Here is an 18480-nt window from a genome sequence, read left to right as displayed (position 1 = left end):
GCAGACGCTTTTTTTTATTTATAGGTTGACCACAATTATTTTTTATACCCCGGATTCTGTTCTATGTTACGGTTCACATCTGTTTCCCTTTGCGGAATAGGGAAGATGGCTGTATTTGAAGTGGCTTCAATTGTACATCTGGGCGTGTTTAACTGCTCCGGATTATTACAATGGTTTCTTACAATATCCAGCTTATTTCTTAACAGGTCGAAATAACGATGTCCTTCAAACATAAATTCAACACGTTTCTCCCTGAGCACAGCTGTTAACACGGCATCATTCGCCACATTCTCCAGTGCAGCCAGGTTCCTGTGTGTACGGATCGCATTTACATCTGCCAGTGCAGCAGCATAATTGCTTTCCTTCGCATATGCTTCTGCACGCGCCAGGTACATTTCTGAAATGCGCAGTATTTTAGGACTGTGCAGTCCTGAAATACCTTGCTGGCCAGTGAACTTGTTATTCTGAAATTCGGCAGCACTGCCATTAAATGCAGAAATGAAAGCTCTTCTTGCATCACCTGGCTCCAATACGTTTACCAGGTCGGGCGATACACGGATATCCCCATAACCGGGTTTCCTGTACATCTGGCCCAGGTTATCAGAACCAGCTGTCTGTATGTCGAGTATTTTCAGTGTAAAAATATCTTCTCCTGTACCTGGTGTGTTGTAAAAATCAGCCAGACTGCTTGCGGGTTGTATAGTATATCCCGCATTGATCACTCTTGTAGCCTCCGCAATAGCAGCAGCGTTATCACCTTTGTAAAGGTATACTCTTGCCAGCAGTGCAGATGCCGCATAGGAACTGGCATTGAAAGGATCGCTGGTATTTTCGGCCAGTAGTGATTTAACTTCTGTCAGATCGGCTATGATCTGTGCATATACCTGATCCACAGTATTTCTTGCTGGCGAACCTACTTCGAATTTTGTTATCACCGGTACACCAAGAGATGTACCACCCCCAATAATATATGGCTCAGCAAAGAAACGTAGCAGGTCAAAATGCGCCAATGCGCGGATGAACAATGCCTGTCCCTTGGCGAAATCTTTCTCTTCAGCGGTACCATCGCTGATAACAGGTACACTGTTGATAATATTGTTGGCCCTTAAAATCACTGCATAGGCCCTATTCCAGACGGCGGTGACATCCACATCTGAAACGATCCAGCTCAATCGCCAGCTGGACAGAAAGCGGTTACTGTTGCTGGTAGAAAGGTAAACATTATCGCCAGTGACTTCCCCGAGTATGAGGTAATTCCTTCCATAATAATCCGTAGCTCTCATCCCGGCATACATACCGTTTACCGCGGCATTCACACCTTTAATATTTGATAACGCTTCATCCGTCGGCAACTTATCTGCCGGCGAAAGCTCCAGTTCTTTATTGCAGCCCTGACCAACAGATAGCAGGACTAACATAACTGTATACACGAATATTCTTTTCATATAGGATCTTTGCTTAGATTAGAAATTAACATTTACGCCAAAGGTGATGCTCTTGGCAGGAGGATATCTGAAGAACTCCATCGCACTGATATCCTGCTCCGGATCCCATCCTGTATATCCTGTCCAGGTAGCAATATTTGCTGCCTGTGCATAGAATTTAACATCACTCAGTTTAGCAGCCCTCATCCATTTTTTAGGAAGGCTGTAACTCAGGCTGATGTTCTTAAGACGGAGGAAGGAACCATTTTCCAGATACCTGGTGGATTGTGCATTGTTAGCGTTATGGTTACCGCCGGGAACCGGTTTTGGACGTTCAGCTATATCACCTGCTTTCCGCCAGTAATTCTGAGCCGTCAGCTTATCATAACCATATCCGAAATAAGCACCATCAGCATCTCCCAATATCCTTGTTCTGTTAAGGATCTTGCTGCCGGTCACTCCATAAAAGAATACGCTGAAGGAAATACCTTTATAGCTTACAGTATTCGTCAATCCACCGATAAATTTCGGCTGACTATTACCTACTATTTTTCTCTGTGCAAGGTTGATATTGTTTGTTGTTTTACCATCTGCTGTATACCATTGGGGGTCGCCATTATCTTTATCAACACCAGCCCATTCATTCAGGTACCAGCTCTGTACAGCCTCACCCACTCTGTGTAACTGTGTAGTGGAAGCAGATACATCCTGCCCACCATATAGTGACAGTATCTTATTCTTATTCGTAGACACATTCAATTCAGTAGTCCATGTCAGGCCGGAAGGAGCGTCTATATTCTTACTGGTGATGAGTGCTTCAATACCTTTGTTCTCCAGTGAACCAACATTCGCAGGTTGAGTCAGGAAGCCGCTGGTAGAGCTCACGGGAGTATTCATCAGCAGGCCATCCGTCTGGCGTCTGTAAACGTCAATTACCGCAGTCAGCCTGTTTTTAAAGAAACCGAGGTCCAGACCAATATTGAACGATTTGTTGCGTTCCCACGTAAGGCTTCTGTTACCAATAGTAGAAGGAGCGTTACCAGGTTCACCATTATAGGCAGTACCATAATCATACAAAGCGGTTGCCACAAAGTTGTCAAAGTCAGCGTTACCGGTAACGCCATAACTACCTCTCAGACGCAGGTCTGAAAAGGCTTTCTGTGATTTCATAAATGCTTCTTCCATTACTTTCCAGGAAGCGCCAAAAGAATAGAATGTACCAAAACGGTTATTCACACCAAACCTTGAAGATCCATCTGTTCTGATACTACCACTCAGGTTATATCTGTTTTTAAAAGTATAGTTCAACTGTCCGAGATATGAAAGGAACGTATACTCTGTACCGTTACCTCCTACGTCCTGCGGAACGGCGGTAACATCAAGCGCTTTCAGTTTGCCGGTAACAAGACCAATTCCATCTGCGCTGATGGACTTTGATTTAAACCTGTTATACTCAGTGAGCACCAGGTAATCCAGCTGATGATCCTCATTGATCTTAATAGCGCCGCTGACTGATAACTGGTTGGTCAGTGTAGTGTTCTTCACATTGGCATTATAGATCTCACCACTCTTCGCCGGGTCCGCTGTATTGATACCATCGCCGGTGGTAGGATCATAGAAGAGACTAGCCTCACCGTACACCAGGTCCATATTCACTTTCTCCTGTACCTTCAGCCAGTCAAACACGCGATATCCTACTGTAAGCCCGCCTAAACCCCTGAAGTTGGTCAGGCGTTTATCATTCAGATATACAGAGTACAGGAAGTTATCGCCGCTGGCGGCGTTGAAGTCGGGTTCCAGGCCGGTATACATGGAGCCATCAGGCTTATAGGGACTTTGAAAAGGAGAAACAAAATAGGCACCCAGTATCGGGCTGGAATAATAGTTCCCGCCCATTGCATTGTTCGCATTACTCTGGGAAAGGTTCAGGTTCATTGCAATGTCCAGGTGGTCATTCACCTGCTGGGAAACATTGGAGATGACAGTATATTTTTTAAACCATGAATTGATCACGGTTCCTTCCTGGTTCTGATATCCACCGGAGATATAAAACTTTGTTTTGTCTGTTCCACCGGAAGCGGCGAGACCGTAATCCTGCGTGGTGGCTCTCCGGAAACCTGCATCATGCCAGTCAAAGGCCGTTTGCAATAATGATGTGGGAAATTCTTCATCTACTTCGGCAGGAGTGGCGCCATTGATAGCTAATACATCGCGGTTGTAAGCCAGTGCCTCTGCAGGTGACAGCATACCGGATTTACCGAAGCTGGCTTTTGCAGAACCATACTGCGCTCTTGCGCTGAAAGTAGTAACGCCGGCTTTCCCTTTTTTAGTCGTGATCACGATCACGCCATTGGCGCCTCGTGAACCGTACAATGCAGTAGCTGCAGCATCTTTCAGTACGTTTACGCTTTCAACATCATTGGCATTCAGGTTTGCAAGCAGGTCGTTTGTCTGTAAGGCGAGACCGGAGGTACCATTAATGTCCCTTCCATCTACTATGACGCCATCTATTACGTACAATGGTGCAGCGCCTGCACTAATAGAGCCTACGCCACGGATCCTCACGTTCTGTACCGCGCCCGGTTGTCCTGAAGCCCCTCCGATAAATACACCGGCTGCTCTACCCTGCAAGGCCTGGTTAACATCAACAAATGGTGTATTGGCGATTTTCTCTCCGGCCACTTCAGACACGGAACTTACTTTCCTTTGCCTGTTGGTATTCCCATAACCGGTGGCGATGTACTCACCCAGCGTATTGTCGGCAGCAAGAGATACTGTTAGTGTTCCGCTGTTACCGGGTTTCACTGTTTTTGCAGCAAACCCGATAGAAGAAACAATCAGCGACTGGTTTGCACCAATTTCAATACTGAAGTTTCCATTCTGATCTGTAGTAGTTCCTTTGTTGGCCCCCTGGACCCTTACAGTGGCATAGGGCACGCCTGCGCCATCTTTGGCATCTGTAATTTTCCCTTTGATCGTTCGTGTTTGGGCAAGCGCGGGCAGCACGCTGATGGCCACGAATAGCCATAGGAGTAAAGTGTGTTTCATAAGCGATTTTGATTGATGAAAAAACGTCCGGTTATTTCCTGCTACATAGAAAAAAGTTTAGAATAGCACAACACGTCAGTAACCATATGCAGAAGTATGCGCATGCATTACCGCTTTGCGGATTTAACTGTGTAGAATGGACTGTGGGTTACTCCTCAGGTATCGGGAATTCAGCCCCCCATATCAATCAGTACAGAGAAAAACCGGGTTGTCATTTCACTTGTTAAACAATAATTACAATTCCTTTCGTCGGGCTATTAAAGTGGTAATCGGGTTCACTCTAAGGAATTCTGATTCAGATTTTGGTTCTATAGTACTCGCATAAGTTCTAATGCAATATATGAAATCAATGGAAATTATTCCGCACATTTTTTTCAATATAATGTAAGAAAAATGCTTCCGTATAACCCCTGATTATCCACCTCCATGTATGATAATACCTGTTTTCATATATGCAGAGAGCGGGAAATACAACATATAAAAAAGTAATAACATTGTTAGGCACCGGCTGATTTCAATAATATGGAAGCAGGATATATCTACGAAGCTGGTAACGTTATTACACTGTCAGACATAAAAAAGGAGCGGCTGTTCAACATGATGAACAGCCGCTCCTTTTTATAATATCCTATATCAATCAGTAGCCCGGGTTCTGATGTCCTTTCAATGCAGGGCTCAGATCAATTTCGCGTTGCGGGATAGGTAAAACCACTCTGTCCGCTCCAGCTTTTTTCTCCGGATCATTTGCACGCAATGATTGTCCTCTTCTCAGCACATCCATCCTGCGTTGACCTTCGAAGCAGAGCTCTTTACGTCTTTCATTCAGAATAGCCGTGATCAGTGCATCAGGAGTAGCGAAAGTATTGATGTCCCATTCGGTGAGTCCTGCACGTTTTCTCAATGCATTCACCAGGTCTATGGATTCCTGGTTAACACCACCAGCAGATGCCAGTGCTTCGGCTCTGTTCAGGTACATTTCAGTAACCCTGATCAGTGGCGCATTATCCTTGGCAGGAGATAGATCCGGGAACTTCAGCGTGAATCTTCTCTTTTCGAGGTTAGCCGCGGTACCTTCATCACTCATGGCAAATCTTTTGTCACCCGCTTCTGCAGAAAATGCCTGTATCAATTCGGGAGAAAAAGGACATGCGCCACTGCCACCTACGCCTGTTGGACGATAGTATCCGGCCCAGCTGTTAGTACCTGGATTATCAGTTTCTGTATTCTGAATGGAAAACACATCTTCTTTTGTATTACCATCATAGAAGGCATAATCGCCAGCCAGTTTATAGTAGGGCGCATCCAGTACTGCTTTTGCATACTGTGCGGCTTTATCCCATTGCTCACGGTACAGGTACAGTCTTGACAGCAGCGCATTTGCAGCACCTTTGGTAGCACGGCCTCTTGCCAGCATAGGATCGCTGAAAGTATCGCTCAGGTCAGGCAATGCATCCAGCAGATCTTTTTCTATCTGTGCCTGTACATCATTTACCGTACCTCTGGCAGGATATGCGATGGTACCATCAAAAGCAGCAGTTACCACCGGAATACCGGGTGCTCCACCCTGTGTTACCTGGTAAGGCTGGGAAAAGAGGTCCAGCAGCTGGAAATAGAGGATAGCCCTCATGAATTTCGCTTCTGCTACATACATTTTCCGGTCAGTGGCCGTAAATGTAGGATCCTGTATACCCGGTACCTTATCTACCACCGCATTAGCTCCCATAATGGCATCATAGTGAAGGCGCCACATCTCACTCACAATCGAGCTGGCAGGTGAAGTAATAAAATTGCTGATATCACTCATGGTAGAGCCCAGATAATTGCTGTTATCTGCCATAAAATCAGCGATGATCTGAGGCTGACCTCCAAATACCTCCGGACGTTGAGAGCGGCTATAAACGCCGTATAATGCGCTTAAAGCAGTAGGTCCGGAAGTAAATACATCTTCAGTAGGAATTTGCTGCTCAGGATCCTGGTCCAGGTCTTTGCTGCAGGAAAACAGGCTGGTACAGGTAAGACCTGCCAGCAGCCATATCAATATCTTTTTTTGCCCGTTCATTTTGGCTGTTTTCATATTTTAGAATAACAGGTTCACACCCACGGTGATAGTCTTAGGTTGAGGCAGGGAAAAATATGATTCTCCAGCTACCTGGCCATTCGAGCCATACAGCGATACCTCAGGATCAGCGCCACGGAATTCCTTCTTTGTTACAGTCCAGAGATTCTGTCCCAGCACATATAATCTTGCACCACTTAATATATGCGTATTGCTCAACAAATTTGATGGCAGATTATATCCCAATGTCAATGTCTTTAACCTCAGGAAAGACCCATCAAACAACTGTCTGGTAGACAACTGGTAAAACGGCATGGTCTTCCAGGAAGCGCTGGTAGCTGCCGGCGCAAATGCATGATCTCCCGGCTTCTGCCAGTAATTCAGCATGTCTTTGCTCAGGTTAGAAGTAGTCAATGTTGCATTATCCAGCGTCTGGAATTCATTAAGCATGACCTTATTGCCGTAAGAGAAGTAGAAATTAACGCCCAGGTCAAACTGTTTATACCGTACTGTGTTATTGAAGCCGCCTGTTAATTTCGGCATCGCATTGCCGGCTATGATCTGGTCATTAGCAGTTGGCGTAGTCGTGGCTTTCCCGTCTTTGGTATACCATTCAGGATCTCCTGTTTCCGGATTAATACCTTTATAATTGAAGACATAGAACGAATTCAGTGCATATCCCTGTATTACCCGCTGGCCACCATATGAACTGAGTACATAGTTTCTGCCTGCTTCATCTTTGTTATCCGAAGACAACTTTATTACCTTGTTCTTCACAAAGCCCAGGTTAAGGGTGGAAGTCCATTGGAAATCTTTTGTGCGTACAGGCACTCCTGTTATCTGCAGGTCCACCCCTCTGTTACGCATCTTTCCTGCATTCCTGGTGGAATAGCCAAAACCTGTTGTGGAAGGTACTGCTAAGTAAAGCAGCAGGTCTTTAGAATTTTTGCTATAGTAATCCACTGTCAATTGTACCCTGTTATCCAGCGCATTTACTGCCAGGCCCAGGTCAAACTGTTTGGTTTCTTCCCAACCCAGGTTCGGATTCTTGATCTGGGTTGGCCTTAATCCTGGCTGTCCGGCATAGCTGGCATCAGTACCCGCAGAATATAGTCCCAGATAATCATAGTAATTGATACGGTCATTACCGGTTACGCCATAGCTGGCTGTCAGTTTCATGTAGTCAATAAAACGTACCTCCTTCATAAACTGTTCCTGTGAAATGATCCACCCACCGGATACAGCCCAGAAGTTACCATATTTCTTATTGGCCCCAAACCGGGAAGAACCGTCCCGGCGCAATGATCCTTCAAACAGGTATTTATCCAGGAAGCGATAGTTACCGCGGAAAATGTACGATTCCATCGCCCAGCGTTTACCCGTTGCAGAACCTGTAGTTACTGCCGCAGACCCCACATTTGGCAGCTGGTCGTTTACAAAGCCTGTACCTGTCACTTTGATATCATCATATCTTGACGTCTCATAGCTATATGCCGCCAGTAATGTTACCTGATGGTCATTTCCGATCCTTTTATCGTAGTTCAGGCTATTAGTGCTCAGCCATTTGTAATCCTGCCAGAGGGTACGGCTGGCAGAGCCGGGCGTTGTAGTGGCGCCTGTTAGTTTAGCAGACCTGCGGATGCGTTCCTCCGTTTCCAGGAGATCAATACCCCAGTCAGTTTTTACCCAGAGATCTTTCGTGATATTGACCTTTGCATATGCATTGCCTGTGTTACGGCGGGTATAGTATTTATTGGTGCTTAATGCGATGTTGGCGAGGGTATTAGTGGTCGGATTGGCAAACTGCCCGTCGTCTGTATAGGCAGGTGTGAATGGTGTATTAAGAAATGCTGCCGTAAATGGTGGCAAGCTGGTGTTACCAGTGGCGTTTCCCTCCTGGTAGATACGGTCCATATTCGTGTAGGCGGTACTGAAGTTAACACCCAGCTGCAAATACTTGTTGGCGGTATGTTCCAGGTTCAGTCTTCCGGATAGCCTTTGCAGGTTGTTACCGATCACGAAGTTCTCATCATCCATATAGTTACCACCTACATAGAAGCGGGTCTTCTCATTTCCTCCGCTGGCAGAGAGCGCATAATTGTTTGTACGTCCGGTCCTGGTTACCAGGGAAGGCCAGTCGGTACTTTTCGCCGGAAAATCGACAGGCGTAGTTCCTTTTACCTTGGTGATGTAGTTATTGTAAAAGGAACGGTATTCATCCCCGTTCATGACCTTCAGCTTATCCGTAGGGCTTACCCAGCCGGTATAATAATCCAGTTTAAGCTGTGTTTTATGATTCAGGGCGCCTTTCTTTGTTTCTATCAGCATTACCCCATTTGAGCCCCTGGAGCCATAAATAGCAGCCGCCGCTGCATCTTTCAGTACAGTGATGGACGCGATATCTTCCGGATTGATTTCCAGCAGGGGATTCAGAACTGCGCCCCCGCCATAAGATGTGCTGTACGCACCATCATTCAATGGCACCCCATCCACAACAAATAAGGGTTGACTACCGGCTGTAATGGAAGCAGTACCCCTTACCCGGAGGAGAGAAGCATTGCCCAGTAAACCGGAGGAATTGGTCATGTTTACGCCTGCTACTTGTCCCTGCAATAGCTGCTGGGGCGATACCGCCGGTACATTCGTTATCTCACTGGCTTTCACAACAGATATGGCCTCGGTCGTATACCGTTGCACCTGTTCTCCATATCCCACCACGACCACTTCAGATAGCCGGGAAGACATGCGTCGCAGTTTTATATCCAGCGAGGTAATATCCTGGCCGACCTTCACCTGGTGGGATTCATATCCTACCATGGAGAATTGCAGCTCGGGCGTCCCACCCACGCTCATGGAAAAAGAGCCGTCTGGATTGGTGGCTACGCGATAGGTAGAGCCCTTAATGTGGACAGTAACGCCGGACAGCGGTGCTCCGCTGTTATCGGCTTTGACAGTGCCTGTAAGTGTCCTCATCTGTGCAAGGGCAGGCAGCACAGCCATGAATGAAAACAGATACAGGAATACTCCTTTTTTCATCAAACAGATTTTAAATTAATGCAGGAAGCAGCATTAGTGATAGTACCAAGATTAAAATACCACATCCGTGGTGTAAATGCGGTCAATTGTCCCCGTGTCTTTATTATTTTGAAAATAGCCAATCAGCTAAAAGTATCACAAGATATAAAAATTCTTAAAAAGATATACGGATGTGTGGTTTAACATATAGTTACTTAGAAAAGAAACTCCCAGGATCAAAAAAAAGGGGCCCGTTGTATAACGAGCCCCTGAATATATACATATCCGTTATTATTAGTTAGCGTCCCACCAAACCTTATCGTAAGCCAGTTTAGCGCCAGGGAATTTAGGGTTCCTGGTGATCTCTGAGTTAGGATACAGGAGACGCTGTGGCATCTGACCTGCAGGCAGTACAGATGCCAGAGAACGAACCAGGAAGGAAGGGTAGCCGGTACGGCGCCATTCTGTCCATGCTTCGAAGTTCTGGTTTCCGCACATTGCGAAGTATTTCTGGGTAATGATTGCTTTTACCTGAGCTTCAGTACCGGTAGCAGGGAATGCTGCAACTACGTCAGTAATGTAGCTACCTGGAGCAACATTATATGCAGCAAAACTTGCAGTAATACCCTGCTGATACAGTGTTTTAGCATCTCCCGCCAGGTATCCGTGAGCAGCAGCTTCCGCCTGCAGGAAATAGCTTTCAGCGGCAGAGATGAATTTCACAGGAGCCAGCGCAGAAGAGTCATTCTGGCCATAAGCGGCTACAGCTGTATTAGGTGCGGAGAAGTTATAATCCCATGTAGTCTTGTAGCTTCCCTGAGGAATACCAGCGATACCGAAGGTATCAGGAGTAGTTCTGTAGAAAGTGAAAACACGTGGGTCTTTCAGCGCATTCATCTGATCAACAGTAGTGCTGCTCGCGATCAGGTTCTGTGTTCTTCCCAGTCCCAGTATTTCAGCAAACAATGGGTTCTGGCTACCACCTGTAGATACATAAGTGATCTTTGCATCTGATGTCAGGAATGTTGAGCCGGCGAGGCTTGCAACACCCTGAGCAGCAAAAGCTGAATCGACTTTCAGTAAACGCAGATATGCACGGAGCTTCAGGGTATTACCGAAAGCTTTCCAGTTAGCCATATTACCACCAAAGATCAGATCATCTTTTCCTGGTTTAGCAGTACTTGCCGGATCGATCAGAGACAGGCCCCTGTTGATCATAGCGAAGATGCTGTCATATACCATTTTCTGTGGATCATAGGTAGGCGCCAGAATGTCCTGGCTACCAGCCTTGATAGCATCTCTTAAAGGAATATCACCAAATGCGTCGGTCAGTACCTGGTAGCTATAAGCCTTCAGTAACTCAGAAATACCGGCATATTGTTCTAACCTTTTGCTGTTTGTTTTATCAATGATCACCTGCAGGTCCTGCAGCGTGCCGGCGTACAGGAACTGCCATGGTCTGTCAAAGCTGGCAGGGTCCAGGTTCACCTGTTCAATGTTCTTGTACTGTGAAGAGCTGATATCCTGTGTCCAGAACTGTGCATAGATACCTCCGTAAACCTGGAAGTTGTTACCGATTACCATACCAATGTTTGCCTGGCTGGATGGCAGCAGGTAGCTGGGATCCACGTCAACGGCTTTGGTTGGGTTCTCATTAATATCCAGGAATTTGCTACAACCTGTTATTGTGAGAGACAGCGCGGCGAGAATACCCGTGGCTGCTTTTATTATATTCTTATTCATCATTATAAGCTTGCTTTTAAACATTAGAAGGTTACCCTTACATTAAAACCAAAGTTTCTCAGAGAAGGCTGCGCTGTAAAGTCAAAACCTTGCTCATTACCAGCACCACCAGAGTTTACTTCAGGATCAGCATATTTGTTCTTTGCCCACAATGCCAGGTTATTTCCGAATAAACCTACTGTCAGATCACCAAACGGAGTTCTGTGCAGTATATTCTTTGGAATACGGTAAGTCAGGCTGGCTTCACGCAGTCTGATGTAAGATGCGTTCAGAATGTTCTGACCATCAGGTTTGTTTGTCCAGTATTGTTCTGGATAATATTTAGTTGTGTTTGGCACCAGCTTGCCCGAACCATCGTCTGTTACGGAGTTAGCCCATACAGCACCTAAACGATCCTGTGCAGCAGATGCTTCAGATACACCTACGAAGTCTGTGATATCTGCAGTACGGGAGAAGAACTTGCCTCCTTGTTTGGTATCAAACAAGAGGCTGAAGTTGAACCCTTTGTAACCCGCGTTCAGTCCCCAGGAAGCCTGGTATTTAGGATTATATGAACCCAGGTAAACTGCAGTAGGAGTGCTCAGCGGAAGACCTGTAGAAGGATCTACTACTACATGTCCCTGAGCATCTTTCAGGATGTCCTGTGCGTAGAACTCACCATAAGGATGGTTTTTAGCTGCAACGATACTCATACCAGTGAAACCACCGATCACGATCTGGTCAGCAACACCTAAATCCAATACAGTGCTCTTGTTTCTGGTGTAAGTACCAAACAGTTCGATAGACAGACCGGAAGCAGTACGGATTGGTGTACCTCTTACGCCGATCTCAATACCTTTGTTCTCGATCAGACCAGTGTTCAGTGTTTTCTGAGTAGAGCCGGTAGATGGTGCTAAAGGCACTGGGATGATCTGGTCTTTAGACTTGTTCTTGTACACAGACAGGTCGATTGATATCCTGTTTTCCAGGAAGTTCAACTCAGTACCAATTTCTGTAGCGGTAGTGATCTCTGGTTTCAGGTTAGCATTACCAATAGCGTTGGAGAGTGTATAACCGTTCACACCATTGAAAGGGAAGGTAGTGCTACCAAATCCACCGTTGATGCTGGTTGCTTCATAGTAAGTACGTAACAGATATGGATCAGCATCGTTACCTACCTGCGCCCAGCTCGCCCTTAATTTACCATAGTTCAGAATGTGAGCGAATTCACTGTCTTTGAACAGTTCAGAGAATACGAATGAACCATTCACACTAGGATAGAAGAATGAGTTGTTTGATTTAGGCAGTGTAGAAGACCAGTCGTTACGTGCAGTTGCACCGATGTACACCAGGTTTTTGTAAGACAGGTTTAACTCACTGTACACACCAACCAGACGGCGTCTTGACAACGCGTCGTTAGTAACGATAGGACCATTACTGTTATCAAAGCTGTACCATCCTGGTACTACAAGACCGGCAGCATTTGTCTGCAGTTCTGTAGTATTCAGTTTGCGCTGACGGATGTTGTTACCTACCATCAGGGACGCTTTGAAATCAGGACCGAAATCTTTAGTAGCAGTTACCATGAAGTCATGTACTACTTCAGCCAGGTCATACTGGTCTTTGCTGTACAGACCTGTTGCAGTCTGCAGGTTTCTGGTCTGGCTATAGTTGCCGGCATCATCAGCAGGAGCGAAGGAGTATTTAGGAGATTTGTAAGTACGACGGTCAGAATATACGTCAACACCAACCCTTTCCAATACATTCAACCATGCTAATGGTTTGTATTCCAGGGTAAATGCACCGGTGATCCTGTCTACATCGTTCTGGTTCCTGTAGTTCTTCAGGATGAAATAAGGGCTCTTCGTATAAGCACCATAGTAACCGTAGTAAGGAACACCATTAGCGTTCAAAAGGTTACCAAAGCTATAGTAAGGATTGTTCAGGTCTCCCATTTTGTCGATAGGAATATCACGTGGTGTCTGCAATACGTTGTTGTATACAGAACCGCCACCCTGGCCACCTTGTATTACTGCGCTACTGATCTTGCTGTAGTTGAATGAAACAGAGGTACTGATCTTGTTGCTCAATTCAGCACTACCGTTAAAACGTACACCGTACTTGTTATATTTATCGTAGTTGCCTGGCATAACTCCATCAGAGTTCAGGCTATTCACTGATAAGTAATAAGAGGTCTTGTCGCCAGCGCCGGACAGTGATAGGTTAGTGTTCACAGCCTTACCCAGTTCAAAGAAATTCTTTACACCGTCTTTCTGTGCGCTATAAGCTTTCTTTAACCTTACACCCTTGATGGATTGACCCCATTCTTCTTCTGCGCCGGTAAAAGGACGGCCCCAGCTGAAGTTTTCTCTTGGATCAATATCGAAGCCATCACCAGCGCCATTCAGGTAACCCTGACCATACTTGTTCTGGAAATCAGGCAGTTTGGCAATATTGGAGAAAGTCATCGCTGAACTCAGCGTAACTTCGCTTTTCTTGTTGCCATTCTTCTTACCTTTCTTGGTAGTGATCACCAAGGCACCGTTAGATGCACGGGAACCATACAACGCTGCTGCAGCAGGGCCTTTCAGCACCGTTACAGACTCGATGTCTTCAGGGTTCAGGTCATTACCACGGTTACCGAAGTCGGAGGAAGAAAGGCTGTTGTCACCACCGTTAATGCTGGAGTTGTCGATAGGAATACCATCTACTACCATCAGCGCCTGGTTATTACCATTAATGGAAGAACCACCTCTCAATACGATCCTGGAAGAACTTCCCGGAGCATTCGCACTGGTAGAGATGTTCACACCGGCTATTTTACCTGCAAGTCCATTCAGTGGGCTGGTACTCTGACCTCTGGTCAGTTCATCATTTTTTACAGTTGGAGCTGCGTAACCAAGAGATGCTTTTTCGCGGCGGATAGCGTTAGCAGTTACAACAGTCTCAGTAAGTTTGGTAACATCGGGATATAATGCCACATTGTGTTTTGCACCTGCGCCCAGTTTTACTTCCTGGTCTTTCATGCCCACGAACTTAACGATCAGGGCTGAGGCGCCTTCTGGTACCTGAATGGTATACTCACCATTCATGTTGGTTACAGTACCGGTTGTGGTACCTTTAACAATGACTGTAGCGCCAATTACCGGACTACCATCATCAGCGGAAGTAATCTTCCCCGTAATGGGACGGTTTTGCGCAACCACCTGCCCTACCACAAACGTAGTGGACAGGAGGAAAAATAAACTTTTCCTCATAAGCTTTGTTGTTTCTGGTTGTTTAGTTAAATATTCAAATGAAATAGAATATAGATCTCAGAAAACCGACCACTGGTTCTGAAAGCTTGTCCTACGTTGATAAAACTTTAGTTGAAAAAATACATCTTGGTTCCCCTAAACGCAATTAACAATACTTGTCCTAAATTCCTTGAATGAGTATACAGAGGGGGTGAGGGGGCTACTACAGCCTTTTCTCATAAGCAATTAACCCTTCTTTGTTGTTTAACTTAATTTTAACGTTCAAATATAAGTTTATTAACAATAATTTTAACAAAAACCAGTTAACAAAATTAAGTGTTATAACATTTCTTTAACAGTCCTTTAACATAACTGGATATTTTTTATTTGTAATAACTGAAATCTGTAATATGTAAAAATGCTCCATAACACAATCTCGTAATATACTTAAATAAGTAATTGCAAAAGAATTAAAGGCAGGCGGTAGGATTACCACCTGCGCGCTCATCAACCAAAATCTAAATCCGGGTTTTGTTCCAGATTTAAATAAAAATGCGCTGCACTACTGCAGCAATATCGTAAGTGATAAACCCGTCTATCAGGAAAGACTCAACGGCTGCGTCTTTAACAACTCCAGCAACGTTTCATAAATGTCTTCATTCCTGTTATTGTACCGGAACTCACACTCCTTCAAATGCAGGTACACCGTGCTGCGGTTCAATCCCTTGAACTTTGCCAGCCGGTGTTTGGTAAGCCCCCAGAATGCATCTACATCGTCTGCAATACTGACAGCGCCTTCATTTTCAAGATTGTATAAACGGTACTGACCCAGGTCAACTACATTGCTGAAACGGCGGATCTTCTCCGCTGCACTCTGCATCTCCAGTATGGAACGGCTGCTTCTCACAACAGAATGGATCATAGACCTGCTCACATCCGGCAATATCTCGGTATGCAACCTGTCGGAACAACGGTAGATACCAAATACAACCGGCTTCACATTACGGCCGACTTCTGTTTTAACGGAAACATCTCCATCATCCACCGGGGATACATGGTGTACATTACGTACCGGGGCGGCAGCGCGATGATGGCTCTCTGCCGGCAATAAGGACTCACAATGACGGGCGATCTGTTGGCGAATCTTTTTGAGATAACTGTTTACGGTAACCCGGCTTACTCCACTAATGTTGGCAATCTGCGTGGCTGTAAGATCTTCGGCGAATAGCCGTAGTATCTCCTTAAATTTACGCTCAGAAAGGTGAGCGCCCTTTAAGTATTTGTTTTTCATGAACTAAAAGAGGTTAGAATGGCATTATAAACCTCATACTTTTTAATGGGTATGTGGCATCCTTTTATACAAACGGCTAATATGGGGGGATGAATGTAGTCCACTAGATTATTTGGGAATAACAAAAAACGCTCAATGCTGATAATCATGCATTGAGCGTTTTAATTATATGTGAATGATATACTTATCTAGTCTTCCTTTTCTCGTTCCTTCAATCCGAGCTCAGACATATCCATATCATTTTCCTCATCTAAAGTATTCCATAACTGCTTTTTCCGGGCCTTTTTCAGTAATGCCTTCTCCATCCATAATAACAGGGCCGGTAAAATGGTCAGGTTTGTGATCGTCGCCATTAACAATGTCAGGGACGTCAGCCAGCCCAAAGCCTTGGTACCTCCGAATTCGGAGAAACTAAAGATCATAAATCCTGCCAGCAGGATCAGAGAAGTATATATAATGCTCAACCCGGTCTCATGAATGGTTTGTTTCACTGTAGCCGAAATATCCAGGTCATGATGCGGTAATTCCTGCTTGAAGTTTACCAGGAAACGGATCGTCACATCTATCGCTATCCCTAATGCCACACTGAATACCAATACTGTAGACGGCTTTAAGGGTATATTCAGCCAGCCCATCACACCAGCTGTAACAGCCAGCGGGATAATATTCGGGATCAGGGAGATCAGCAGCATCCTCCAGGAACGGAAGAGATACAGCATACAGAAAATGATCAGCACAAATGCCAGCACGATGCTCTCAGTTAAACCGTTAATAATGAAACGGCTACCCTCCAGGAATATAACGCTGGTACCGGTGAAGGTTACTTTATACTTTGTACTGTCAAAGATCTGGTTCACCTGTGGCGTCAGTGAGTCCAGCAACGCAGGCAATCTGGCAGACCCTACATCCGCCATATTCACACTCACACGCGCTACCTGCCTGGTACTGTCCATAAAAGAAGACACCAGCTTGGTAAAGGCAGTAGCATTTCCACTGGCGTTAGTACCTCCCTTCATACGCAGATAAGGCGCAAGGAAACCAATATCAAACTGATTAGGCACCGAGTAGTTGGAACTATCTCCGTTATAATAAGCCTGTTTTGCAAACTTGATACCCTCTGCTACAGACAATGGTCTGGCGAAATCCGGCTGTGTTGCTATCAGCTTTGATAACTGGTCCAGTTTCTCCAATGTCTGCAAATTTACCACACCGTTTTTTTTCTTCGTATCTACCGCAATCTCCAGCGGCATTACTCCTTTAAAGTTCTTTTCGAAAAATTTAAGGTCGGTATACAACTTGTCACTTTGCGGAATGTCATCAAGCATGTGGGCCTCAGAATGCAATTTCAGCATACCAGCCACCGCACCTACTACCAGCAGGCCGGTCACTCCGTACACCCAGGGACGGTATTTAAACACCAAAGCAGTTAGTCCATCCAACAGGGCACGGAACCACCTGTTATTCATGTAGTTGGTGTGTTTCGTCTTGGGAGCAGGCAGATAGCTTAATACTGAAGGCAGGAAAATGAATGAGATCAAAAAGATCAGCATGATATTCAATCCTGCTACCACACCAAACTCTTTTAACAGGGCGCTCTTGGTGAAACAGAACACACCAAAACCGATCGCTGCCGTCAGATTAGTAAAAAGGGTCACAACCCCCATACGCTGGATCATATGTACCAGCGCCCGGGTCTTATTACCATCCTTGGCATATTCCGTATGATATTTATTGAGGAAGTATACACAGTTCGGAATACCGATGACCACAATCAATGGTGGGATCAATGCCGTCAGCAGGGTGATCTTATATTGCAACAATACAATCGTGGCCACAGACCATATTACCCCGATTGCTACTACGATCATGGACATCAGCACCGCTCCAAATGACCTGAAGAAAAGGAACAGGATCAGCGCTGTCAGCACGAATGATAATTTCAGGAACAGTCCCAGCTCGTTCGCCACTTTCGTAGCCACTATAGTACGGATCAGCGGTAATCCGCTCATGCGTACTTCAGTATGATGTTTTTCGGCAAAAGCATTTCCCAGTTTCATCACGTTGCTTACTACCTCAATACGGCGGGCAGTACCCATTACCCCCTTATTGACGTTGATCATCATCATGTAAGCATGCGTGTCGGGATTATAGAGCAGGCCTTTATAAAAAGGAAGATTATTCAAAGCCCCTGCAAGACTGTCCAGTACCGCCTGCTGCTGCAGATCGCCCCTGAATAAAGGCTCAGCACTCAGTTTGCGGGTACTGTCATTTTTCACAAGATTAATGGCAAATGGTACACTCAGCACATTCTCCACAAACTCCACCTTCCTGACATCTTCATTCAACTTTACATAGTCGTGAAAGAAATCCTTCTGAAAGAAACTATCAGTCTGGACACCTATCACAATCATATTACCATCTTCACCAAATAAACCTTTAAACTGGAGATAATCCTTGTACTTCAGGTTGTCAAGCGGTATAGATTTGTTAGCCTCATAGGACAATTCTACCTTACTGGCATAATAAGTCATCACTGCAGTGCTCAACAATAATAAAACCAGGAGTGGTAGACGGAATTTCAATACGAATCCTGCTAAGCGTTGCCACATACGCGTCTTTATAATTTAGTAGGGCGTAAAGGTAATTAAAGTTGTCTAAAAAAAGGGCGTCAGGGATATATGCGGGTAG

8 protein-coding genes are annotated in these 18480 nt (G+C 45.3%); all 8 read right to left on the bottom strand.

What is annotated here, in order from left to right:
* Positions 1-35: 35 nt before the first annotated feature.
* The 8 genes from F3I09_RS07220 to F3I09_RS07185 all read right to left on the bottom strand — a co-directional run bounded on the left by F3I09_RS07220 (position 36) and on the right by F3I09_RS07185 (position 18401).
* Complete coding sequence (locus F3I09_RS07220) at positions 36-1445, bottom strand: RagB/SusD family nutrient uptake outer membrane protein (protein WP_149694364.1); 1410 nt, start codon at positions 1443-1445, stop codon at positions 36-38.
* A gap of 18 nt (positions 1446-1463) precedes the next feature.
* On the bottom strand, positions 1464-4472 hold the full coding sequence (locus F3I09_RS07215; RefSeq protein WP_149694363.1) for a TonB-dependent receptor: 3009 nt from the start codon (positions 4470-4472) through the stop codon (positions 1464-1466).
* 637 nt (positions 4473-5109) lie between these two features.
* Entirely contained in the window at positions 5110-6546 is a 1437-nt protein-coding gene (locus F3I09_RS07210) for a RagB/SusD family nutrient uptake outer membrane protein (protein ID WP_223233161.1), read from the bottom strand.
* 3 nt (positions 6547-6549) lie between these two features.
* Complete coding sequence (locus F3I09_RS07205) at positions 6550-9564, bottom strand: TonB-dependent receptor (protein ID WP_149694362.1); 3015 nt, start codon at positions 9562-9564, stop codon at positions 6550-6552.
* Positions 9565-9837: 273 nt separating this feature from the next.
* On the bottom strand, positions 9838-11289 hold the full coding sequence (locus F3I09_RS07200) for a SusD/RagB family nutrient-binding outer membrane lipoprotein (RefSeq protein WP_223233160.1): 1452 nt from the start codon (positions 11287-11289) through the stop codon (positions 9838-9840).
* 20 nt (positions 11290-11309) lie between these two features.
* Positions 11310-14522 carry a SusC/RagA family TonB-linked outer membrane protein gene (locus tag F3I09_RS07195; protein WP_149694361.1) on the bottom strand — a complete coding sequence of 1071 codons (3213 nt, stop codon included), beginning with the start codon at positions 14520-14522 and terminating at the stop codon, positions 11310-11312.
* Between the two features lie 577 nt (positions 14523-15099).
* The gene (locus tag F3I09_RS07190; protein ID WP_149694360.1) at positions 15100-15792 is read right to left on the bottom strand and encodes a LuxR C-terminal-related transcriptional regulator; all 693 of its coding nucleotides are present in this window, start codon (positions 15790-15792) and stop codon (positions 15100-15102) included.
* 188 nt (positions 15793-15980) lie between these two features.
* Positions 15981-18401 (bottom strand): RND family transporter, encoded by a 2421-nt coding sequence (locus F3I09_RS07185; protein WP_149694359.1) that lies wholly within the window; start codon positions 18399-18401, stop codon positions 15981-15983.
* Between the last annotated feature and the right edge of the window lie 79 nt (positions 18402-18480).

The sequence above is a fragment of the Chitinophaga sp. CF418 genome (assembly GCF_900142925.1).
In the GTDB taxonomy this organism is placed as follows: Bacteria; Bacteroidota; Bacteroidia; order Chitinophagales; family Chitinophagaceae; genus Chitinophaga.
The sequence above is the reverse complement of the archived record's forward strand: the minus strand, read 5'-3'. Positions and strand labels throughout refer to the sequence as shown.